At 72.8% G+C, this 20064-nt stretch carries 20 protein-coding genes; 13 read left to right on the forward strand and 7 right to left on the reverse strand.

Annotation, left to right across the window (positions count from 1 at the left end; translation table 11 throughout):
* The first annotated feature begins 6 nt into the window (after positions 1-6).
* Both AC0NZQ_RS03695 and AC0NZQ_RS03700 read left to right on the forward strand, forming a co-directional pair.
* Positions 7-1443 carry a DHA2 family efflux MFS transporter permease subunit gene (locus tag AC0NZQ_RS03695; RefSeq protein WP_474528288.1) on the forward strand — a complete coding sequence of 479 codons (1437 nt, stop codon included), beginning with the start codon at positions 7-9 and terminating at the stop codon, positions 1441-1443.
* 91 nt (positions 1444-1534) lie between these two features.
* A complete protein-coding gene (locus AC0NZQ_RS03700; RefSeq protein ID WP_474528289.1) occupies positions 1535-2344 on the forward strand; it encodes a hypothetical protein in 810 nt (269 codons plus the stop codon).
* On the opposite strand, the gene AC0NZQ_RS03705 is transcribed toward AC0NZQ_RS03700, so the two are convergent.
* On the reverse strand, positions 2341-3120 hold the full coding sequence (locus tag AC0NZQ_RS03705) for a lysophospholipid acyltransferase family protein (protein ID WP_474528290.1): 780 nt from the start codon (positions 3118-3120) through the stop codon (positions 2341-2343). The two genes, AC0NZQ_RS03700 and AC0NZQ_RS03705, sit on opposite strands and share 4 nt — an antisense overlap.
* Positions 3121-3239: 119 nt before the next feature.
* On the opposite strand from AC0NZQ_RS03705, the gene AC0NZQ_RS03710 reads away from it, so the two are divergent.
* Positions 3240-3815, forward strand: a complete 576-nt coding sequence (locus AC0NZQ_RS03710; protein WP_474528291.1) for a 23S rRNA (adenine(2058)-N(6))-methyltransferase Erm(C) — start codon at positions 3240-3242, stop codon at positions 3813-3815.
* On the opposite strand, the gene egtD is transcribed toward AC0NZQ_RS03710, so the two are convergent.
* From egtD to egtA, 4 genes are read right to left on the reverse strand one after another with little or no spacing between them, the layout of a single operon-like run.
* Entirely contained in the window at positions 3757-4737 is a 981-nt protein-coding gene (egtD, locus tag AC0NZQ_RS03715) for an L-histidine N(alpha)-methyltransferase (RefSeq protein WP_474528292.1), read from the reverse strand. The genes AC0NZQ_RS03710 and egtD overlap by 59 nt on opposite strands.
* A gap of 3 nt (positions 4738-4740) precedes the next feature.
* Positions 4741-5433 carry an ergothioneine biosynthesis protein EgtC gene (egtC, locus tag AC0NZQ_RS03720; RefSeq protein ID WP_474528293.1) on the reverse strand — a complete coding sequence of 231 codons (693 nt, stop codon included), beginning with the start codon at positions 5431-5433 and terminating at the stop codon, positions 4741-4743.
* Positions 5426-6730 carry an ergothioneine biosynthesis protein EgtB gene (egtB, locus tag AC0NZQ_RS03725; RefSeq protein WP_474528294.1) on the reverse strand — a complete coding sequence of 435 codons (1305 nt, stop codon included), beginning with the start codon at positions 6728-6730 and terminating at the stop codon, positions 5426-5428. The genes egtC and egtB overlap by 8 nt, the downstream gene beginning before the upstream one ends.
* Positions 6723-7988, reverse strand: a complete 1266-nt coding sequence (gene egtA / locus AC0NZQ_RS03730; protein WP_474528295.1) for an ergothioneine biosynthesis glutamate--cysteine ligase EgtA — start codon at positions 7986-7988, stop codon at positions 6723-6725. The genes egtB and egtA overlap by 8 nt, the downstream gene beginning before the upstream one ends.
* 170 nt (positions 7989-8158) lie before the next feature.
* Here egtA and AC0NZQ_RS03735 point away from each other — a divergent pair, with 170 nt between their 5' ends.
* Positions 8159-9517, forward strand: a complete 1359-nt coding sequence (locus AC0NZQ_RS03735) for an amidase (RefSeq protein WP_474528296.1) — start codon at positions 8159-8161, stop codon at positions 9515-9517.
* Between the two features lie 18 nt (positions 9518-9535).
* Here the strand turns inward: AC0NZQ_RS03735 and AC0NZQ_RS03740 are convergent, their stop codons facing one another.
* Together AC0NZQ_RS03740 and AC0NZQ_RS03745 are read right to left on the reverse strand one after the other, a co-directional pair.
* A complete protein-coding gene (locus AC0NZQ_RS03740; RefSeq protein ID WP_474528297.1) occupies positions 9536-10033 on the reverse strand; it encodes a hypothetical protein in 498 nt (165 codons plus the stop codon).
* 10 nt (positions 10034-10043) lie between these two features.
* Entirely contained in the window at positions 10044-11003 is a 960-nt protein-coding gene (locus tag AC0NZQ_RS03745) for a helix-turn-helix transcriptional regulator (RefSeq protein ID WP_474528298.1), read from the reverse strand.
* A 215-nt stretch (positions 11004-11218) separates the two neighbouring features.
* On the opposite strand from AC0NZQ_RS03745, the gene AC0NZQ_RS03750 reads away from it, so the two are divergent.
* The 9 genes from AC0NZQ_RS03750 (at position 11219) to purF (ending at position 20054) form a co-directional block, all read left to right on the forward strand.
* Positions 11219-11410: a hypothetical protein gene (locus AC0NZQ_RS03750; protein ID WP_474528299.1), complete on the forward strand. Its 192-nt coding sequence runs from the start codon at positions 11219-11221 to the stop codon at positions 11408-11410.
* Positions 11411-11604: 194 nt separating this feature from the next.
* A complete protein-coding gene (locus AC0NZQ_RS03755; protein ID WP_474529413.1) occupies positions 11605-12495 on the forward strand; it encodes a phosphoribosylaminoimidazolesuccinocarboxamide synthase in 891 nt (296 codons plus the stop codon).
* Between the two features lie 61 nt (positions 12496-12556).
* A complete protein-coding gene (gene purS / locus AC0NZQ_RS03760) occupies positions 12557-12790 on the forward strand; it encodes a phosphoribosylformylglycinamidine synthase subunit PurS (protein ID WP_474528300.1) in 234 nt (77 codons plus the stop codon).
* A 36-nt stretch (positions 12791-12826) separates the two neighbouring features.
* Entirely contained in the window at positions 12827-13498 is a 672-nt protein-coding gene (purQ, locus tag AC0NZQ_RS03765; protein WP_474528301.1) for a phosphoribosylformylglycinamidine synthase subunit PurQ, read from the forward strand.
* Positions 13495-15747 carry a phosphoribosylformylglycinamidine synthase subunit PurL gene (gene purL, locus AC0NZQ_RS03770; protein WP_474529414.1) on the forward strand — a complete coding sequence of 751 codons (2253 nt, stop codon included), beginning with the start codon at positions 13495-13497 and terminating at the stop codon, positions 15745-15747. The genes purQ and purL overlap by 4 nt, the downstream gene beginning before the upstream one ends.
* Positions 15744-16523, forward strand: a complete 780-nt coding sequence (locus AC0NZQ_RS03775; RefSeq protein WP_474528302.1) for a sterol carrier family protein — start codon at positions 15744-15746, stop codon at positions 16521-16523. The genes purL and AC0NZQ_RS03775 overlap by 4 nt, the downstream gene beginning before the upstream one ends.
* 277 nt (positions 16524-16800) lie before the next feature.
* A complete protein-coding gene (locus AC0NZQ_RS03780) occupies positions 16801-17433 on the forward strand; it encodes a DsbA family oxidoreductase (protein ID WP_474528303.1) in 633 nt (210 codons plus the stop codon).
* Positions 17434-17465: 32 nt separating this feature from the next.
* Positions 17466-18446: an alpha/beta fold hydrolase gene (locus AC0NZQ_RS03785; protein ID WP_474528304.1), complete on the forward strand. Its 981-nt coding sequence runs from the start codon at positions 17466-17468 to the stop codon at positions 18444-18446.
* 75 nt (positions 18447-18521) lie between these two features.
* Complete coding sequence (gene purF, locus AC0NZQ_RS03790) at positions 18522-20054, forward strand: amidophosphoribosyltransferase (protein ID WP_474528305.1); 1533 nt, start codon at positions 18522-18524, stop codon at positions 20052-20054.
* Positions 20055-20064: the final 10 nt, after the last annotated feature.

Below are 20064 nucleotides of genomic sequence, written 5' to 3' on the forward strand. Positions count from 1 at the left end.
GACGCCGTGAGCGAACCCGATCTGGTCCTGGCCTCCCGGCAGGGTCGGGGGGTGCTCGCCGCGACCATCCTCGGCAGCGGCATGGCCATGCTCGACGGCACCGTCGTCAACGTCGCCCTTCCCCGCATCGGCCGCGATCTCGACGCCGGGCTGACGGCACTGCAGTGGACGGTGAACGCGTACACGCTGAGCCTGGCCGGGCTGCTGCTGCTCGGCGGCTCGCTCGGTGACCGGCTCGGCCGGCGGCGCGTCTACGTCGTCGGTGTCCTCTGGTTCACCGCCGCCTCCCTCGGCTGCGCGCTCGCACCGAGTGCGGGCCTGCTCATCGCGATGCGGCTGTTGCAGGGTGTCGGGGCCGCCCTGCTCACGCCGGGGTCGCTGGCCATCCTGGAGTCGGTCTTCCGCCGTGAGGACCGCGCCGCCGCCGTGGGGTCGTGGTCCGGTCTCGGCGGCGTCGCCACCGCCGTGGGCCCGGTCCTCGGCGGACTTCTCGTCGGCGTGGCGCCCTGGGGTTGGCGACTGGTGTTCCTGCTGAACCTTCCGCTGGCCGCCGGGGTCATCTGGCTGGCGACCCGTTTCGTCCCCGAGACGCGGGACGACGAGGCCGACCCGCACTACGACGTCCCCGGCGTCGTCCTCGCCGCCGCCGGGCTGGGGCTCACCGTCTACGCGCTCACCGAGGGTCCGGCGCAGCGCTGGCCCGTCACCTTCGTGGTCCTGCTCGTCGCGGGACTGGCCGGACTGGTGGGATTCCTGGTGGCCGAGGCCCGCGGCCGGCACCCGATGATGCCGCTCTCCCTCTTCGCCGACCGACAGTTCACAGCGGCGAACGCAGTCACCTTCGTCGTCTACGCGGCCCTCGGCGGTGCGCTCTTCCTCCTCCCGGTGCAGTTGCAGCGCGTCTCCGGCTTCGCGCCGGTCGAGGCGGGGAGCTCGCTGCTGCCGCTCACCGCCGTCATGCTGCTGCTGTCGGCCCGTGCCGGCCGGCTCGCCACTCGCATCGGACCGCGGCTGCCGATGACGGTGGGCCCGCTCGTCGCCGGTGCCGGGCTCGTCCTCATGGTCCGGGTGGGACCCGAGGCCTCCTACGCCACCGATGTCCTGCCCGCGGTGTTGGTGCTCGCCCTCGGCCTCTCCGCCACCGTCGCGCCGCTGACCGCCACCGCACTGGCCTCCGCTCCGTCGCGGCAGGTCGGCGTCGCCTCCGCCGTCAACAACGACATCGCTCGGGTGGCCGGCCTGCTCGCCGTTGCGGTGTTGCCCGGGCTCGCCGGGATCACCCCCGCCGCCTACGACCGGCCCGCGGCGCTCTCGGCGGGATTCCATCACGCCATGCTCATCACCGGCGGTCTCTGCCTGCTCGGTGGCGTGCTGTCGGCGGTCCTCGTGGCCGGTCGCGATCGCTCCCCGGTGTGTACGGAAATCCACCCGATCCGATCATGATCCGGGTCCATTGGCCCCTGTTCGGGACTTAGCCGGCACTTATGCTCCGACTGCCGCAGAGTGCGGGAGGGAAAGATCGATGGAGTTCGTCATGTCCAGCAAGACCGTCGCGGCCGGTGCCGCGCTCATCACTGCCGCCGCGCTCGTCGCGGCCCCCGCTGCGGATGCCGCTGCCGGCCGTGGCACGACCCACGTCAAGGTGACGTCCCGGCACACCGTCACCGCGCCCGCGACGCTGCGGCCGGGGCTGGTCCACCTGCGCAACGACGGCCGGGGCGAGATCCTCGTCTTCCGCAAGAAGCGCGAGGGCGCCGAGAAGCTCGTGAAGTACCTCCGCACCGAGTCCCGTGCCTCGGTCAAGCGAGCCTTCACTCGCTTCGGTTTCGTCGAGGACCTCCTGCCCAAGGCCAATGACTACGTCACCCTGACCAAGGGGACCTACTACCTGGTTGCCGGTGTCAGCAACAAGATCAAGCTGAAGAACATCCGGACCGTGACGGTGACCGGGCGGCGGGCAAACGCCGTCCGCCCCACCTACCGGAACGTGCGGATCAGCGCCAAGGGCGCCCTCTCCGGTGCGACGACGGCGGCGCCCCGCCCTTATCTGCGGCTGCGCAACGCCGGCTCGGCGCTCCGGGTCGTGACCGCGCTCCCGGTCGACGCCAGCGTCTCCGACGCGGATCTGCGTGCTGCACTGGCCGACAAGAGCTGCGACAAGCTCGACGACGTCCTGGGCTCCGACGACATCGACAGCTACTTCTTCACCGTGCTCGGCGGCAAGCAGGACGTCACCAGCCGGACTACCCTCAGCCGGGGCCGCTACGTGCTGCAGAGTAGGGACGCCTTCTCCGTGTCCATGAAGAACATGTGCGCGAACCAGCGGCTGCTGACGGTCCGCTAGGACCTCTTCGCCGCCTTGGCGAGCTTCTTCGCCACGCGCTGCGCCCGGACCTCCTCCTCCCTCACCGTCGCCTCGGCGACGGTGAGGGCAGTGCCGCCGTGGGCGGCCGGCAGCCACCAGCGGTCGGCGTCGTCACGAGGACGGTCCGGGTAGTCGCGCATCGCCTCGTCCAGCAGCGCCTGCATCCGGCAGCGCAGTTGCGCGTCCACCGCTTCGGGGTCGGCGTGCGGCGGCGGGACCAGGGGTTCGCCGACGACGACCCGGATCGTCTTGCCCCGCCGGAAGCTGTAGTGCCGGTCGACGGTGAAGGTGCGCTGCGGCGCCCAGAGCACGACCGGGACGAGTGGCACGCGTTCCCGGACGGCGAGCGTGGCCGCGCCCCGTTTGAACGACTTCAGGGTGAACGAGCGACTGATGGTCGCCTCCGGGAAGACGCCGACGAGCTCGCCCGCGGCGAGGGTCCGGGCGGCGATGCGGTACGCGGCCGCCCCGCTGTCGCGATCGACGGGGATGTGCCCCATCCGTCGCATCAGCGGCCCGGAGACCCCGTTGTCGAAGGTCGAGCGCTTGGCCATGAACCGGACCAGCCGTCGTCGCTCGGTGGCGGCGAGGCCGACGAAGGTGAAGTCCAGATAGCTGAGGTGATTGCAGGCGAGCACCGCCGGCCCCGCGGCCGGCAGGTGTTCACTGCCGCGAACCTCGAAGCGCAGGCCGAGCAGCCGGAAGACGATCCGGAAGAGCCGGATCACGACGCGGTAGGTGCGGTCGCGCCTCATTGCGTACACCTTGCCAGGTCGAGCTGAGTCGCAGCAGGGACCACCTCTCGGAATTCGGTTGGCCGGGCGGGGCCGGTTCCCTAGGGTCGCCGGCATGAACTTCGCCGTGATGGTCCGCCGTGCCCGCCGGCGGGAACGGGTGGGGCTGGCACCGGCTCGATGACAGCTGGACGCGCCGCATCGTGGCGGCCGCCGCGCCGGGACCCGGCGACCTCGTCCTCGATCTCGGCGCCGGGACCGGGGCGCTGACCCGGCCGCTGCTGGCCACCGGTGCCCGGGTCCTCGCCGTCGAGCTCCATCCGGGCCGCGTCGCCCGGTTGCGCGAGCTCGACCACGGTCGTCTCACCGTCGTCCGCGCCGATCTCCGGGAGCTGCTGCTGCCCCGTCGGCCGTTCCGCGTGGTGAGCAGCCTGCCCTACGCCGGTTCCAGCGAGGTGCTCGCGCGGCTGCTGTCGCGCGGGTCGCGACTGGTCGCCGCCGACGTCGTGGTGCAGCGAGGGCTGGCGCGCCGCTTCGTCGAGGGACGGGCGCCGGGTGCCCGGCGCTGGGAGCGTGTCTTCGAACTCGGCATCGAGCAGGCGGTGCCGCGGCGAGCCTTCCACCCGCCGCCGCGGGTCGACTCGGTGGTGCTGCGGATCAGGCGGCTGGCTCCGGAACCGCCAGCGACATCGCGTAGTCGCCCGCGGCGTCGGTGAACCAGGCCGTCAGTCGCAGTCCGGAGTCCGCGAGCTCGGCCTCGACCCGCTCGCGGCGGAACTTGGAGCTGATCTCGGTGCGCAGCTGCTCGCCGCGGTCGAAGGTGACCTGCAGGTCGAGCTCGGCGATGCGGACCTGCTGCTCGTGGCGAGACCGCAGCAGCATCTCGATGCGCTCCTCACCCGCGTCCCAGTGGGCCACGTGGTCGAAGGCGTCGAGGTCGAAGTCCGCGCCGAGGTCGCGGTTGATCACCGACAGCACGTTCTTGTTGAAGGCGGCGGTGACCCCGGCGGCGTCGTCGTAGGCCGCGACGAGGCGCGACTCGTCCTTGACGAGGTCGGTCCCCAGCAGCAGCGTGTCGCCGGGCCACATCGAACCGGCGAGAGCGGCGAAGAAGCGGGCGCGCTGCGCCGGGTCGAGATTGCCGATGGTCGAGCCGAGGAAGGCGATCAGCCGCGGCGAGCGCCGGGGCAGCGTCGCCAGGTGCCGTTCGAAGTCGCCGACGACGGGCTCGATCTCCAGGTCGCCGAAGCGCTCGGCGACGGCGGCCGCAGCGTCCTTGAGCACCGCCGGGTCGACGTCGAAGGGCACGTAGTGCTCGAGCGTCCCCGCCCGGTGCAGGGCGTCGAGGAGCAGCTGCGTCTTCTCCGACGTCCCGCTGCCCAGCTCGATCAGCGACCGCGCGCCACTGGCGGCGGCGATGTCGGCGGCGCGTTCGCGCAGGATGTCCCGCTCCGCCCGGAACGGGTAGTACTCCGGCAGGCGGGTGATCTGGTCGAAGAGCTCGCTGCCGTGCGCGTCGTAGAAGTATTTCGAGGGCAGCGTCTTCGGCGTCGCGGTCAGGCCCTCGCGGACGTCGGCGGCCAGCTGCGCGCTCAGCGCACCCGGGTCGAGGTGGATCGCGGTGTCGTTGACCGGCACGGGTCAGCCTTCCAGGTCGGTGACGGTGACACCGTGCGGCGTCACCTCGATGAGGTGGTGGTCGGGGACATCGGTCCATCGCGGGTCGTCGTCCCAGGGCTCGCTGGCCACGGCGACGCCGTCGGGCTCGACGAGGTAGCTCAGCTCGTCACCCCAGGTCACGCCGAGGATGCGGGCGCCGTCGGTGAGCAGCACGTTGAGGTAGGCCTCGGGGTCGCGCGCCGCGACGCCCCGCAGGGTCGCCACGACCTGCTCCGGCCCGGCGGCGAAGACATGAGCGGCCAGCAGCGCCGAGTCGCAGACCGACTCCGCCCCCGGTGCCGGCGGGACGGCGTCGCGGGAGACCTTGCCGTTGTGCGACAGCAGCCATCGGCCGCCGTCGCTGAACGGGGCCGCGGCGGTGGCGTCGGCCGGCATGCCGACGGTCGCCGACCGGACGGCCGCGAGGACCGACCCGGACGACAGCACCGGCGCCAGCGAGGCGAAGGAGGCGTCGTTCCAGAGCGGCCGGTCGGACCGCCATCGCCGCACCTCGCCACCGGCGTCGTGGAAACCCACACCCCAGCCGTCGGCGTTGAGCAGTCCCCGCTTCTGCCGCCGCGGCGCGTAGGCCTGCGTCTGCAGGCCCGAAGGCGGGTCGAGCAGCAGCGCCGCCAGCGTCCGCGGCGCGCCCAGCCAGGCGAGGTGCCTACACATGGTCGGTCCGGTCCCAGGCCAGGCGGACGCCGGTGAAGATCTGCCGACGGATCGGCAGGTCCCAGTTGCGGAACGACGGCCGCAGCGAGCTGCCGCTCACCGCCCACGAGCCACCACGCAGCACCCGGAACTCGTCGTCCCGTCCGAAGAAGGGCGCGCTGTACTGCTCGTAGAGCATCGGCGTGAAACCCGGGTAGGCGGTGAAGGGCGAGGACGTCCACTCCCAGACGTCCCCCATGAGCTGCTCGACCCCGTAGGCCGAGGCGCCGGCCGGATAGGCCCCGACCGGTGCCGGCCGTAGCGAATCGCCGCCGAGATTGGCCAGCGACGGGGCGGGGTCCGCGTCACCCCACGGCCAGCGACGCCGACGCCCGGTCGCGGGATCCCAGGCGCAGGCCTTCTCCCACTCCTGCTCGGTGGGCAGCCGCGCCCCGGCCCAGGCGGCATAGGCCTCGGCCTCGAAGAAGGTGACGTGCTGCACCGGCTCGTCGTCCGGGATGGCCTCGACGACGCCGAAGCGGCGCCGCGACCCGTCGGCATTCCAGAACAGCGGCCGCTCGAGGCCGGCAGCGCGGCGGTGGGCCCAGCCTGCGGCGGACCACCAGCGGGGCTCGTCGTACCCGCCGTCGGCGACGAAGCGCCCGTACTCGGCGTTGCTGACGGGGACGCGGCCGATGCGGAAGGAGGGCAGGTCGACGACATGCGCCGAGCGCTCGTTGTCCAGCGACCAGGGCTCCTCGCGGCCGTCCACCCCGAGGACGAACTCGCCAGCGGGTATCAGGACAGCCTCCTCGAGGCCACCGGAGACCGGTCGTCCCGAGGGCAGCGGCGTGCCGGGACCGAGCAGTGGGACACCGTCGCGCAGCTGATGGGTGGCGAGCATGGTCTCGTCGTGCATCTGCTCGTGCTGCTCCGCCATGACGTAGGGGAAGAGTCGTTCCCCGGTGAGGTCGTCGTCACTGAGCGTGTCGAGGCGGTCCAGACTGCGGCCGCGGACGTCCGACAGGTAGGTCCTGGCCTCGCGCGGCGAGAGCAGTGGCAGCGTCGCGCGGATGGCGCGCGGGTTCTCGAAGGCGTTGTAGAGCCGCTCGACCTGGCAGGAGAGGAGCCCCTGCCGTGCCGGGTCGCCGTCGCGCAGCAGCCAGAGATCCTCCTGCTGGCCGATGTGGGCGAGGTCCCAGACCAGCGGACTCATGAGGACGTCGTGCTGGGTCGTCAGCTCGTGGTCGTCGAAATCGGTGAGCCGCAGCGTGCGTTCACGTGCGGCGAGCAGGCCGGCGGCGGCGCGGTCACGCACGGGCCGCCTCCTGCAGCAGCCGCAGCGGCCCGTCGGCGTCGGCGCGGACGCGGAGCTCGTCGCCGGGGGTGTGGCCGGAATCGACGAGCTCGGCCAGCTCGGTGAGCTCCTCCCGGAGTCCGGTGGGGGCATGGCTGAGGGCGAGCTCTACGGCCCGGACCACCGCGCGCCGCAGCGCCGCGTCGCGCAACCCGTGCCGCGCCGCGTCGGCCCAGCGCCCGGCGACCGGCTCGGCGAGCTCGGCGGCCGCATCGGCGGCCGGGCCGTCCACCAGCGTCGTCACGACGGCGGCCACCGCGGGCCACCAGCGGTCCGGCAGTGCGTCCAGGCAGCGGATCTCCACGTAACCGCGCGGCCGCACCGGCGGGAAGAGCGTGGTGAGGTGGTAGTCCAGGTCGGCTCGGGTCGGACGGCGCTCCACCGGCGCCGTCCCGGCCAGCCAAGCGGCGAACGGGACGCGTTCGGTCACGGCGGAGGCCGACCCGTCCTCGCCGCGAACCAGCATCACCGGCGCGTCCAGGGCGTAACCGGCCCAGGCGTGGGTGGGGTCGGTGGCGCCGGTGACCGGGTCGCTGCGGCCGTGGTCGATGCCGTGCCAGATCTGCTGCCGCATCGAATGCCAGCCGGAACTCTCGCCGGCCAGCCAGGGGGAGGCCGCCGACAGCACGACGAAGACGGGACCGAGCGCGGTGATGAGCGAGAGCCGGTCCCGCCAGCCGGCCTCGGGGCCGGCGTCGAGGTTGACCTGGAGCGCGGCGGTGCCGGTCATCATGGCGCGGCCCGGTTCGGCGCAGCCCAGCGCGCCGAAGTGGGCCTCCATGGCGACGTAGCGCTCGGCGGGGTTGATGCGGCGGGTGGGCCGGGCCGGGTCGGTACCGAGGGCGGCGGCGCCGAAGCCCTGCTCGGCCAGGCCGGCGCGCAGCGTGGCGGCGTCGGCCCGCAGCGCGGTCACCGAGTCGACGATGCCGTCGGTGGGCGGGGTGGAGAGCTCGATCTGGCCCCCCGGTTCGAGGGTGACGCTGCTGCCGTGCGGCATCGGCGGCAGTGCCGCGGCGGCGGCCGTCACCGCGGACCACTCCGGCCGCCGCGCCGGCCGGGCGAGGTCGACGAGGTGGAGCTCCAGCTCCAACCCCACCTGCCCGATGCCGGACGGGCGCAGGGCGGTGGCGTGGATGTGCTCCCGGGCGCGATCGAGGGCGCCCACCGGGTCGGTGAAGTCAACCGGGTCGGTGGCCAGTGAGAAAGTCTGAGCGGTCAAGATCCGCCCCCTCCAGGTCCGGACCGGCCGCTCGTGAGAGCGACCGCGGGTCGGTGCGGGGGCGGCCGTGGTTGGACCGTCCTCGTAATGCCGTGCTCATCCAGTGTTGCCCAGAGGTCTGACAACGCCAAACTCGCCGGCGCCGAAGCCCTCCGACGTACGCTCTGCCGATGCCGCCGGTCACCACTGCCGCCGCCATCGCCGCCGCCGTCCGTGACGGCAGCTACACCGCCCGTGAGGCGGTCGAGCGGACGCTGCGTCGGATCGCCGAGGTCGACGACGGCATCGGGGCGTACCGGGTCGTCCGCACCTTCGCCGCGCTGCGCGAGGCCGACGAGGTGGACGCCCGCCCCGACCGCCACGCCCTGCCGCTCGCCGGGGTGCCGGTGGCGATCAAGGACAACGTGCCGGTGGCGGGCGAGACGATGCGGTCGGGTTCGCTCGCCACCGCTGACACCCCGCAGCCGGCCGATCACGAGATCGTCCGACGGTTGCGGGCCGCCGGCGCCGTCGTCGTCGGGCTGACCCGGACTCCCGAGCTCTGTGTCTTCGGCACCACCGACGGCGCCGACGGCGTCACCCGCAACCCGTGGAACCCGCGCCGGACGCCGGGTGGCTCGTCCGGTGGTGCGGCGGCCGCGGTCGCCGCGGCGACCGTCCCGGTGGCGCACGGCAACGACGGGATGGGGTCGATCCGCATCCCCGCCGCCTGCTGCGGCCTGGTCGGGCTCAAGCCCGGCCGCGGGGTGGTGCCGTCCGAGCTCGGGGACGGCTCGTGGTTCGGCATGGCCGAGAACGGGCCGCTCGCCACCACCGTCGCCGACGCCGCGCTGGTCTTCGCCGTCCTGGCCGGCCGACCGGTGAGCACGCTCGAGCCGCCGGCATCGCTGCGGGTGGCGCTCTCGCTCCGGGCCCCGGTGCCGCTGACGCCGGTCCATCCGCGGTGGGCCGACGCCGCCCGGGCGGCCGCGGCCTCGCTGGCCGCGTCGGGCCACCGCGTCGTCGCTGCCGAGCCGCAATACGGGCTCAGCCTCGGCCCGTCGCAGCTGGCTCGCTGGACCGCCGGAGCCGCCCGCGACGCCCGGCTGCTGCCCCGGCCGGACCGGCTGCAGGCGCGGGTACGCCGGCACGCGGCGGCCGGACGCCTCGTCGCCCGCGCCGGCTTCCCGCGCGAGGGCGGACGGTCGGCGTGGCTGCGCCGGGCCGAGCGATTCTTCACCGATCACGACGTGCTGGTGACCCCGGCGCTGGCGCAGCCACCCGTCGCCGCCGCGGCCTGGGCGGAGCGGGGCTGGCTGCGCAATCTCTGGTCCAACGCGCGGTACGCGCCCTTCGCGGCTCCCTGGAACGTGGCGGGCTGGCCGGCCATGACGGTGCCGGTGGGCGGCGCCGGTCCCGGCGGGACCCCGCTGGCGGTCCAGCTGGTCACCCGAGCCGGGGCGCCGGGTGAGGGGGAGGAGCTGCTGCTCGCCGTGGCCCGGCAGCTCGAGATCGCGCTGCCCTGGCGCCGCACCGTCGACGACCTCTGAGCAGGCTGGACGGGCGGTTCAGCGCTGGTTGCCCGGCGCGTCCGGGTGCGCTGGCTCGGTCTCGGCGGTCTCGGCGGTCTCGGCGGTCTCGGTGGGGTCGAGGTCGACGTCGGCGACCTCGTCGGTGTAGCCGTTCGTCTCGCCGGAGACGGCAGGCTCCGGCCGCAGCGTGTGTACGTGGACGTCGGCGACAACCTGCTGCTCGGTCAGCTGCTGCCGCAGGATCTTCAAAACCTGGTCGGCGACGAGGCGACGGGTCAGTCGCGGGGCGAGCGAACCGGCCAGCCCGGCGAGCCGGCCCCGGGTCGCGGCCAGCTCGATCGGGTTGAGCACCTCGATGGTGATGAGGCGGCGGGTCCCTCGGCCGGCGGGAGCCGCGGCGTCCAGCGCCCGGCTGGCGGCCGGGTCGGGGTGGCGCGGCGCGGGCTGCCGGCCGCCGTCGACGAAGCGATAGAGCCAGACCAGCGCCGCCGCCGTGAGCAGGTTGGTGACGACGAGCAGGACGACCAGGATCACCACGGCGTCGTCAGAAGGCGCTCGGCGCGTCGGTGTGGCCGGCGCGTGCCGCGATGACGCCGGCCTGGAAGCGGCTCGACGCCCCGACCTGGGCCATGTAGTCGGCGATGTGGCGGCGGCAGGTCCGCACCGAGATGGAGAGCCGGCGCGAGATGGCCTCGTCCTTCTCCCCCTCGGCCATCAGTCGCAGGATCGCCGCTCTGGTCTGGTCGAGCTCGGTGTCGTCGTGCTGCCGGTTGATGACGTCCTCCAGCGGCGAGGCCTCGGCCCAGAGCTGCTCGAAGGTGGCGATCATCCAGGTCAGCACGTTCGGCTCGCGGACGATGGCCAGGCCGTGCCGTCCCCGGTCGTCGGTGGGGATCGGCAAGAGCGCCACCTTGCGGTCCACGACCAGGCTGCGACCCGGCACCGACGAGGCGAACCGGATCGTGGTGCCGTTCTGGGCCAGCTCGTTGAGGTACGAGCGTGTGGCCCGGTCCCGCAGTGCGGTGTGCTGGTAGAGCGCCCGGGTCTTGATGCCGCGGCGAGCCGAGTAGACGTTGGCCACCCGGGTTCGTCCGTCGATGCGGGTCCAGGGCAGCCGCCCGGGCGCGACGGACATCAGCTCCTGCTCGCACTGACCGGCGTAGTGCATGAGGATGTTGGCCATCGCGCTCTGGTCGTTGATGACTTCGACGGCGGTCTCGTTCATCGCGGTCGTGGAGAACGCGGTGTTCCACTCCGGCACGAGACGGCGGATGGTGTCGCGGCGCTGCTCCACGGCTGCCCGGCGGGCGCCCAGCTCCAAGTCCTCTGCGCCCAGGACGGTCGCCTCGGCCAGCATCGGGCTGACCGCGCTGACGCCGCCGTCGTCGCCGTGTCGCAGCAGCCCCAGCTCCGCGAGCCGTGCGATCGCCTTGTCGACCTCGTCGGTCGTCACGGCGAGCGTCGTAGCGAGCGAGGTGACGCCCTGGCCGGGGGTGGTGAGCACAACGCGGTACAGGGCTGTGTCCGTTTCGGTGAGTTCGCCGAAATCGCCCATGTTTGACCGCCGTAAATTGGTGACAGGCAGCTACCTGCCACGCTCCGAAGTTGAGAACTCGTGGCCCCGCCTCGAATCTTAATGTCAGCCCCACGTGTGGTGTCACGCCGAGAGTGACTGCTCAGCCATCCCGAAACGGACAATGGGGGAGGAATGAGGACAGAATGCGCAAGGCACTGACGAAGGCGATCGCCGGGCTGGCTCTCGTCGCCGGCATCGGGGTGGCAACTGTGGCGCCCGCCACCGCCGCCGCGCCGAAGGCGGGCACCGCGACGGGTGCGGCCAGCAGTTCTGTCTCGACCGTGAAGCTCGGCGGCATCTCCGGCGGCAAGTCCACCCACGACTGGTGGCTCTGAGCACTTCTCCGCGGGTCACCCGCGACGCACTGGACCTCATGTCGGGGTCGTAGTCCTGGCGGCCCCGACGAGCCCGAACCCGATCCCGCCTCCCACAGCAGCGGTGCCGTCCTCGTGACGGTGCCTCGGGAGGCGGGATCGGTGTCGTCGCGGGGTCCGGGAGCGCGCCTGCGAGGATCACGGTCGTGAGCGACATCCCCGCCGGTCTGACCCACGTGCACAGCGGCAAGGTCCGCGATCTCTACCGCGCCCCCGACGACCGGCTGGTCATGGTGGCCAGCGACCGCATCTCCGCCTTCGACTTCGTTCTCGACAGCGTGATCCCGGACAAGGGGCGCATCCTGACCGCGATGTCGGTCTGGTGGTTCGAGCAGCTCGCCGACCTGGTGCCGAACCACGTGCTGGCGGTCGACGATCAGCTCATCCCCGCGCAGTGGCGGGGCCGGGCACTGGTCTGCGCGCCGCTGTCCATGCTGCCGGTCGAGGCCGTCGCCCGCGGCTACCTCACCGGCTCCGGCCTGCTGGACTACCAGAGCACCGGGTCCGTCTGCGGCGTCGCGCTGCCGGCGGGGCTGGTCGACGGCGACCGGCTCCCCGAGCCGATCTTCACGCCGGCGACGAAGGCAGCCGTCGGCGAGCATGACGAGAACGTCTCCTACGAGGCGGTCGCGGCCACCGTCGGTGAGGCCACCGCGGCCCGGCTGTCGGAGCTGACGCTGCAGGTCTACGCCCGCGCCGCGGAGATCGCCCGGCAGCGCGGCATCATCCTGGCCGACACCAAGTTCGAGTTCGGCCGCCGGGCCGGCGCGGGCGAGGACGGTGAGCTGGTCCTCGGCGACGAGGTGCTCACCCCGGACTCGTCCCGCTTCTGGCCGGCCGACGAGTGGCAGCCGGGACGCACGCAGCCCTCCTTCGACAAGCAGTACGTCCGCAACTGGCTGCTCTCGGCCGAGTCGGGCTGGCAGCGCGCCTCGGGTGAGGCGCCGCCCGCGCTCCCCGACGAGGTCGTCGCCGCCACCCGCGAGCGCTACGTCGAGGCCTACGAGCGACTCACCGGACTCTCGTTCGCCGACTGGCCCGGCTGAGCCCTGTCACCCGGCCGATAGGGTGACCCGGTCGTTCCGCCCATCCAGTCGGGAGTAGCCCATGGCCCGCGTCGTCGTCGACGTCGTCCTCAAGCCGGAGATCCTCGATCCGCAGGGCCAGGCCATCCTGGGCGCGCTGGGCCGGCTGGAGATCGCCGGCGTCGAGGCCGTCCGGCAGGGCAAGCACTTCGAGCTCGAGGTCGCCGACGCCACCGACGACGCCACGCTGGAGCGCATCGCCGACACCCTGCTCGCGAACCCCGTGATCGAGAACTACACGATCACCCGCGCCTGACCGCGAGGCGCCGGGGCTCGCCGGTAACCTTGCCGCGTGCCAGCTCGCGTGGGTGTCGTGACCTTTCCCGGCAGTCTCGACGACCGGGATGCCCTCAAGGCAGTCCGGATCGCGGGAGCCGAGGCCGTGCCGCTCTGGCACGCCGACCCGTGGTTGCACGACGTCGAGGCGGTGATCCTGCCGGGCGGCTTCTCCTACGGCGACTACCTGCGCTGCGGCGCCATCGCCCGCTTCGCGCCCGTGATGGAGTCGATCATCGCCGGAGCGCGTGACGGCATGCCGGTCCTCGGCATCTGCAACGGCTTCCAGGTGCTCTGCGAGTCGCACCTGCTGCCGGGCGCGCTCATCCGCAACGCCCGGCAGCGCTTCGTCTGCCGGGACCAGGGGCTGCGGATCGAGAACAACCGCACCCGCTGGACGTCGTCCTACCGCGAGGGTCAGGACGTGGTCATCCCGATCAAGAACATGGAGGGCGGCTACGTCGCCGCCCCCGAGACGCTGGACGCTCTCGAGGCCGAGGGCCGCGTCGTCGCCCGCTACGTGGACGGCAACCCGAACGGCAGTCTCCGCGACATCGCCGGCATCACCAACGAGGCCGGCAACGTCGTGGGACTGATGCCCCATCCCGAGCACGCCGTCGAGCCGCTCACCGGCCCCGGCACGGACGGGCTCGGCTTCTTCCTCTCGCTGACCGGAGTGGCTGTCTGATGCTCGATACCGTCACGCGTGCCGGCCAGACCCCGGAGCAGCCGCAGCCGTTCAAGGAACTGGGCATGGCGCCGGACGAGTACGCCCGGGTCCGCGAGATCCTCGGCCGCCGGCCGACGAGCTCCGAGCTGGCGATCTACTCGGTGATGTGGAGCGAGCACTGCTCCTACAAGTCGTCCATCGTGCATTTGAAGCAGTTCCGCGAGAAAGCGCCGAAGACCGACGCGCTGCTCGTCGGCATGGGCGAGAACGCCGGCGTCGTCGACGTCGGCGACGGCTGGGCGGTGACCTTCAAGGCCGAGTCGCACAACCACCCGTCCTTCGTGGAGCCGTACCAGGGCGCGGCGACCGGGGTCGGTGGCATCGTCCGCGACATCCTCACCATGGGCGCCCGTCCGATCGCGGTGATGGATTCGCTGCGCTTCGGTCCGCTGCAGGCGCCGGACACCGGTCGCGTGCTGCCGGGCGTCGTCGCCGGTGTCGGTGGCTACGGCAACTGCCTGGGCCTGCCGAACATCGGTGGCGAGGTGGTCTTCGACGAGAGCTATATCGGCAACCCGCTGGTGAACGCGCTCTGCGCGGGCGTCATGCGCGCCGACGGCATCAAGCTCGCCAAGGCCGACGGCCCGGGCAACAAGGTGGTCCTCTTCGGTGCCCGCACCGGTGGCGACGGCATCGGCGGGGCATCGGTGCTCGCCTCGGCCACCTTCTCCGACGGCGACGCCAAGCGCCCCGCGGTGCAGGTCGGCGATCCGTTCGCCGAGAAGGTGCTCATCGAGTGCTGTCTGGAGATCTTCGCCGCCGACCTGGTCGTCGGCATCCAGGATCTCGGCGCCGCCGGCATCTCCTGCGCCACCACCGAGCTCGCCGCGGCCGGCACGGGAGGCATGGACGTCCAGCTCGATCTCGTTCCGCTGCGCGACGCGAAGCTCGCTCCCGAGGAGATCCTCATGAGCGAGTCGCAGGAACGCATGATGGCCGTGGTCACCCCCGAGAAGTTGGACGAGTTCCTCGCCGTCTGCGCGAAGTGGGACGTCCTCTCGACCGTCATCGGCACCGTCACCGACACCGGCCGGCTGCGCATGACGTGGCACGGCGAGCAGATCGTCGACCTGCCGCCGACGACGGCCGCGAACGACGGTCCGGTCTACGAGCGGCCCATCGAGCGACCGTTGGACCAGGACATCCTCGTCGAGCACGACGGCGCCGCGCTGCCGCGGCCGCGCCGCGGTGAGGACTTGCGTAACACCCTGCTGCGCCTGGTCGCGTCGCCGAACCTCGCCGACAAGTCCTGGATCACCGACCAGTACGACCGCTATGTCCTCGGCAACACCGTGCTCGCGCAGCCCTCGGACGCCGGCATGGTCCGCCTGGACGAATCCACCGCGCGTGGCATCGCCATCGCCACCGACGGCAACGGCCGCTACACCCGGCTCGACCCGTACACCGGCGCGCAACTCGCGCTCGCCGAGGCGTACCGCAACGTCGCCACGACGGGCGCGACGCCGCTCGCGGTGACCAACTGCCTCAACTTCGGCTCGCCCGAGGACCCCGGTGTCATGTGGCAGTTCAGCGAGGCCGTCCGCGGTCTGGCTGACGGGTGCCGGCAGCTCGGTGTCCCCGTCACCGGCGGCAACGTGAGCTTCTACAACCAGACCGGGTCGACGCCGATCCTCCCCACGCCGGTCATCGGTGTGCTCGGGGTCATCGACGACGTCGCCCGGCGGGTGCCGCACGGGCTGCACTCCGACGGCGCGGGACTGTTCCTGCTCGGTGACACCCGCGACGAGTTCGGCGGGTCGGAGTGGATGTACACCGTCCACGGCTTCCTCGGCGGCAAGCCGCCGGTGGTGGACCTCGATCGCGAGAAACTGCTCGCCGACGTGCTGCTCGCCGCGGCGGGCGACGGCCTGCTCGACTCCGCCCATGATCTCTCAGACGGCGGGCTGGCCCAGGCCCTCGTCGAGGCGTGCCTGCGCGAGAACCTCGGCGCGCGCGTGACGCTGCCCGGCGACGACCCGTTCGTGGCGCTCTTCAGCGAGTCGGCCGGCCGGGTCCTGGTGAGCGTCACCCGAGGCGACGAGGCGGCCTTCACCGCGCTCTGCGCCGAGCGTGGTCTGCCGTGCGTCAAGATCGGCTCAGCCGACGTCCTCGCCAGCGATCTCGAGGTCGAGGGGCAGTTCCGGGTGCCGCTGCGCGAGCTGCGCGCCGCGGCCGGCGGCACGTTCGCGGCGCGTTTCGACCGGTGACCCGCGCCGGGCGGCCGAGGCTCGCGGCGGTCCTGGGCGAGTACGCCGCGCAGGCGGCGGTCCTGGCCGACCGGCTCGAGGGGCTGCCCCCGGACCGCGCCGGGGCCGAGTCGGTGCTGCCCGGCTGGTCGGTGCGCATCCTCGCCGGGCACGTCGCGGGCAGCATGGCGGGCCTGGCCCACCACCTCACCGAGCGTGCCGCGCCGCCGGCCGTGCCCGTGGCCGACTACGTCCGCGCCTACGCCCCGGCCGCCGCGGACATCACCGCCGCCAGCGTCGAGGCGACCGGCAGCGACGATCTCGCCGCGCTCGCGGCCCGGCTCCGCGCCCCGCTGCCGGAGCTGCCGGACCTCGCCGACGCCACCCTGCTGGCCGGGCCACGCGGCCCCATCACCGCGCTGGACTTCGCCCGCACCAGGGTGCTGGACCTCGTCGTCCACTGCGACGACCTCACCCGCTCGCTGCCCGACCTCGAACCGGTGACACTGCTGCGCCCTGGGCTGGCGACCACTGTCCGGCTGCTGGCCGAGATCCTCGCCGCCCAGGCGCCCGGCCGGTCAGTGGAGGTCCGGGTGCCGCCTTTCGTGGCGGTCCAGGCGATCGCCGGGCCCCGCCACACCCGCGGTACCCCGCCGAACGTCGTCGAGACCGACGCCGTCACCTGGCTCCGGGTGGCGACCGGACGGGTGGGATTCGCTGCCGCTGTCGAGACCGGCGCGGTCCGCGCCACCGGACCCCGCAGCGACCTCTCGCCCCACCTCCCCGTCCTCGCCTGATCCCCTCACCCCGCCCGCTCTCACCCCCCGCGGGCCACCCGGGACCCCCGGGTCACCCACCCCACCCCCGGGTCACCGCCACCCCCTCTGGCGCCGAGTGGTCGATTTCCGGTCCCGGTGGTCGCTTCCGTGCGACCACTCGACGCGGAAATCGACCACTCGCGGGTGCCGGGGGTGGACGTGGGACGCAGGGCGGGGGCGACTCGCGGGTGCCGGGGGCGGACGTCGGACGCGGGGGCGAGGGGAAGGTCGGACGCGGCCCCGGCGTTGCACCTGCATGCTCATCGAGATCTGGTCCGACGTCGTCTGCCCGTGGTGCTACCTGGGTAACAACCGGCTGCAGCAAGCGCTCGCCAGCTTCGAGCACGCCGACGAGGTGGAGGTCAGGTACCGGGCCTTCGAGCTGGACCCCGCCGCGACCTCCGAGGGCAAGCCCGTGGTGGACGTCCTGGCGAGCAAGTATAACCTCACCCCCGAGAAGGCGGAGCAGGCGCAGGTCGACATGACCAAGCGCGCTGCCGCCGACGGGCTGACCTTCCGCATGGCCGATCTGGTCAACGGCAATACCCGCGACGCCCACCGGCTGCTGCAGTACGCCCGGGAGCAGGGCAGGCAGGCCGAGCTGGCCGAGGCGCTGCACCGCGCGTACTTCACCGAGCAGCGCTCGGTCTTCGATCACGAGTCCCTCGTCGCGATCGCGGCCGAGCAGGGTCTGGACGCCGCCGAGGCGCGCGCCGTCCTCGCCGGTGACGACTACGCCGACGCCGTGGTGACCGAGGAGGAGACGGCCCGCGACCTCGGGGTCCAGGGCGTGCCGTTCTTCGTCTTCGACCGGAAGTTCGCGGTCGCTGGCGCCCAGCCGGCGGAGGTGCTGCGGACCGCGCTGCAGAAGGCGCACGCCGAGGCCTGACAGCGCGGCCGCCACCGGGGTAGGCCGACCGGATGAGCCTCCACCAGATCCCGGTCCGCGGCGCCGCGCTCGCCGTCGACGTCCTGCCCGGTGACACCGAGCCGGTCCTCGCGATCCACGGGCTGACCTCCAACCGCCGGCTCTGGAACTGGCTGCGGGCCGAGGACCGCGGCATCACCCTCGTCGCGCCGGACCTCCGGGGTCGCGCGGACAGTGTGGCGATCGACAAGGTGGCGGCACCGCACTGCTCGGTCGACCAGCACGTCGAGGACCTCGTCACCGTGCTCGACGTCCTCGGCATCAGGTCTGCCGTGGTCTGCGGCATGTCGCTAGGCGGCTTCGTCGGGGTGGCGCTGGCCGCGCGGTACCCCGAGCGGGTCGCGCGACTCGTCCTGGTCGACGGTGGCCTGCCGATGGCGACGGCGCCCGGTGGCGGGGCCGGCCCAGCGGACGAGACCGCGATCCGGGCCGCCCTTGCCCCTCAGCTGGAGCGGCAGCGCCAGCGGTACCCGAGCGCGGCCGACTACGTCGCCGCCACCGCCCCCGGCCTGCCGCTGCTCCCGGCTGACGACCCGCTGCTGGCCGACTGTCTGGGCCACGACCTGGACCCGACCGGGACGCCCCGGCTCGACGCGGACGTCGCCCTGGACGACGCCGTCAGCGTCTTCGTCGACCACGCGGGACTGCCCGAGCTCACGGTCCCGACCCGGCTGATCCACGCCGAGTGGAGCGTCGGCGCGGATTCCCCGCCCGCCTACCCGGCCGACCGGGTGGACGAGTTCCGCACCCGGCTGCCATCGCTGCAGCACGTCGAGCGGGTCGACGGCAGCGACCACGCGGCCGTCGTGATGAGCCGCGCGGGCGCTGCCGTGGTCGCCCGGCATCTGCGGGCCGCTCTCGACGAGGTCATCGCCGACGACAACGGCGAGTACGACGAGGCGCAGCGCGCCATCGAGGACGACGACAGCTCCCACGGCGGCACCCCCGAGTCCGATCTGCCCGGTAAACGCTGACGGCCGGGTGAGGAGACCGGTCACAACCGCACCGCCGGGCTGGCCGCGCCCCGCGGGATCCGTACACTCGTCCACGTGGCTCGCGGTGACGGCAGGCTGACTCACGATCTCCATCCCGACGACAAGCGGCCCCAGGACGCCTGCGGCGTCTTCGGGGTCTGGGCTCCCGGCGAGGACGTCGCCAAGATGTCGTACTACGGCATCTACGCCCTGCAGCACCGGGGCCAGGAGGCCGCCGGCATCGCGGTGAGCGACGGCAGCTCGCTGGTGGTCTACAAGGATCTCGGCCTGGTCTCGCAGGTCTTCGACGAGGCCACCCTGGCCACTCTCCAGGGGCATATCGCGGTCGGCCACACGCGATACTCCACGACTGGCTCGGTGACCTGGGAGAACGCGCAGCCCAGTTTCCGCACCACGCCGGCAGGCACCGGACTCGCCCTCGGCCACAACGGAAATCTCGTCAACACCGCCGAGTTGGCCGAGGAGGCGCGGGCGGCCGGGGTTCGAACCAGCACCATCGGCGCCACCACCGACTCCGAGCTGCTCACCGCGCTCCTCGCCGCGCACCCCGACGTCAGCGTCGAAGAGGCGGCGATGCAGGTGCTGCCGCGGCTGAGGGGCGCCTTCTCGCTCGTCTTCATGGACGAGCACACCCTCTACGCCGCTCGCGATCCGCAGGGCGTCCGACCGCTGGTGCTGGGGCGCCTGGAGCGCGGCTGGGTCGTCACCTCCGAGACCGCGGCGCTGGACATCGTCGGCGCCAGCTTCGTCCGCGAGGTCGAGCCGGGTGAGCTCGTCGCCATCGACGAGGACGGCCTGCGCTCGGAGAGCTTCGCGACGCCGAAGCCCAAGGGCTGCGTCTTCGAGTACGTGTACCTCGCCCGCCCGGACACCACCATCTCCGGTCGCAGCGTGCACTCCACGCGTGTCGAGCTGGGCCGCCGGCTGGCGCAGCAGCACCCGGCCGAGGCAGATCTGGTGATCCCGGTCCCGGAGTCGGGTGTCCCTGCGGCCATCGGCTACGCCGAGGAGTCCGGCATCCCCTACGGCCTCGGCCTGGTGAAGAACTCCTACGTCGGACGGACCTTCATCCAGCCGTCGCAGACCATCCGCCAGCTCGGCATCCGTCTCAAGCTGAACCCGCTGCGCGACGTCATCCGCGGCAAGCGGCTCGTCGTCGTGGACGACACCATCGTCCGCGGCAACACCCAGCGGGCGCTGGTCCGCATGCTCCGGGAAGCCGGAGCGGTGGAGGTGCACGTCCGCATCTCGGCCCCGCCGGTGAAGTGGCCCTGCTTCTACGGCATCGACTTCGCCTCCCGCGCCGAGCTGGTGGCCAACGGCCTGGACCTCGACGGCATCCGGCACTCCATCGGCGCGGACTCGCTCGGCTACGTCTCGCAGGAGCACATGATCGCCGCGACCGAACAGCCGAAGTCGCGGTTGTGCTGCGCCTGCTTCGACGGCAGCTACCCGATCCCGATCCCCGAAACCGTGGGCAAGCACGTGCTCGAGGGCATCGGCCGCGCCGTCGCCGCGCCGCAGCTGCTCGGCCGCGAGCCGGAGCGCTCCGCCGGCTGGGCCGGCGACGCGCTCACGCGGCCGTGAGCGCGGCCCG

Source organism: Jatrophihabitans sp. sgz311053 (assembly GCF_056135305.1).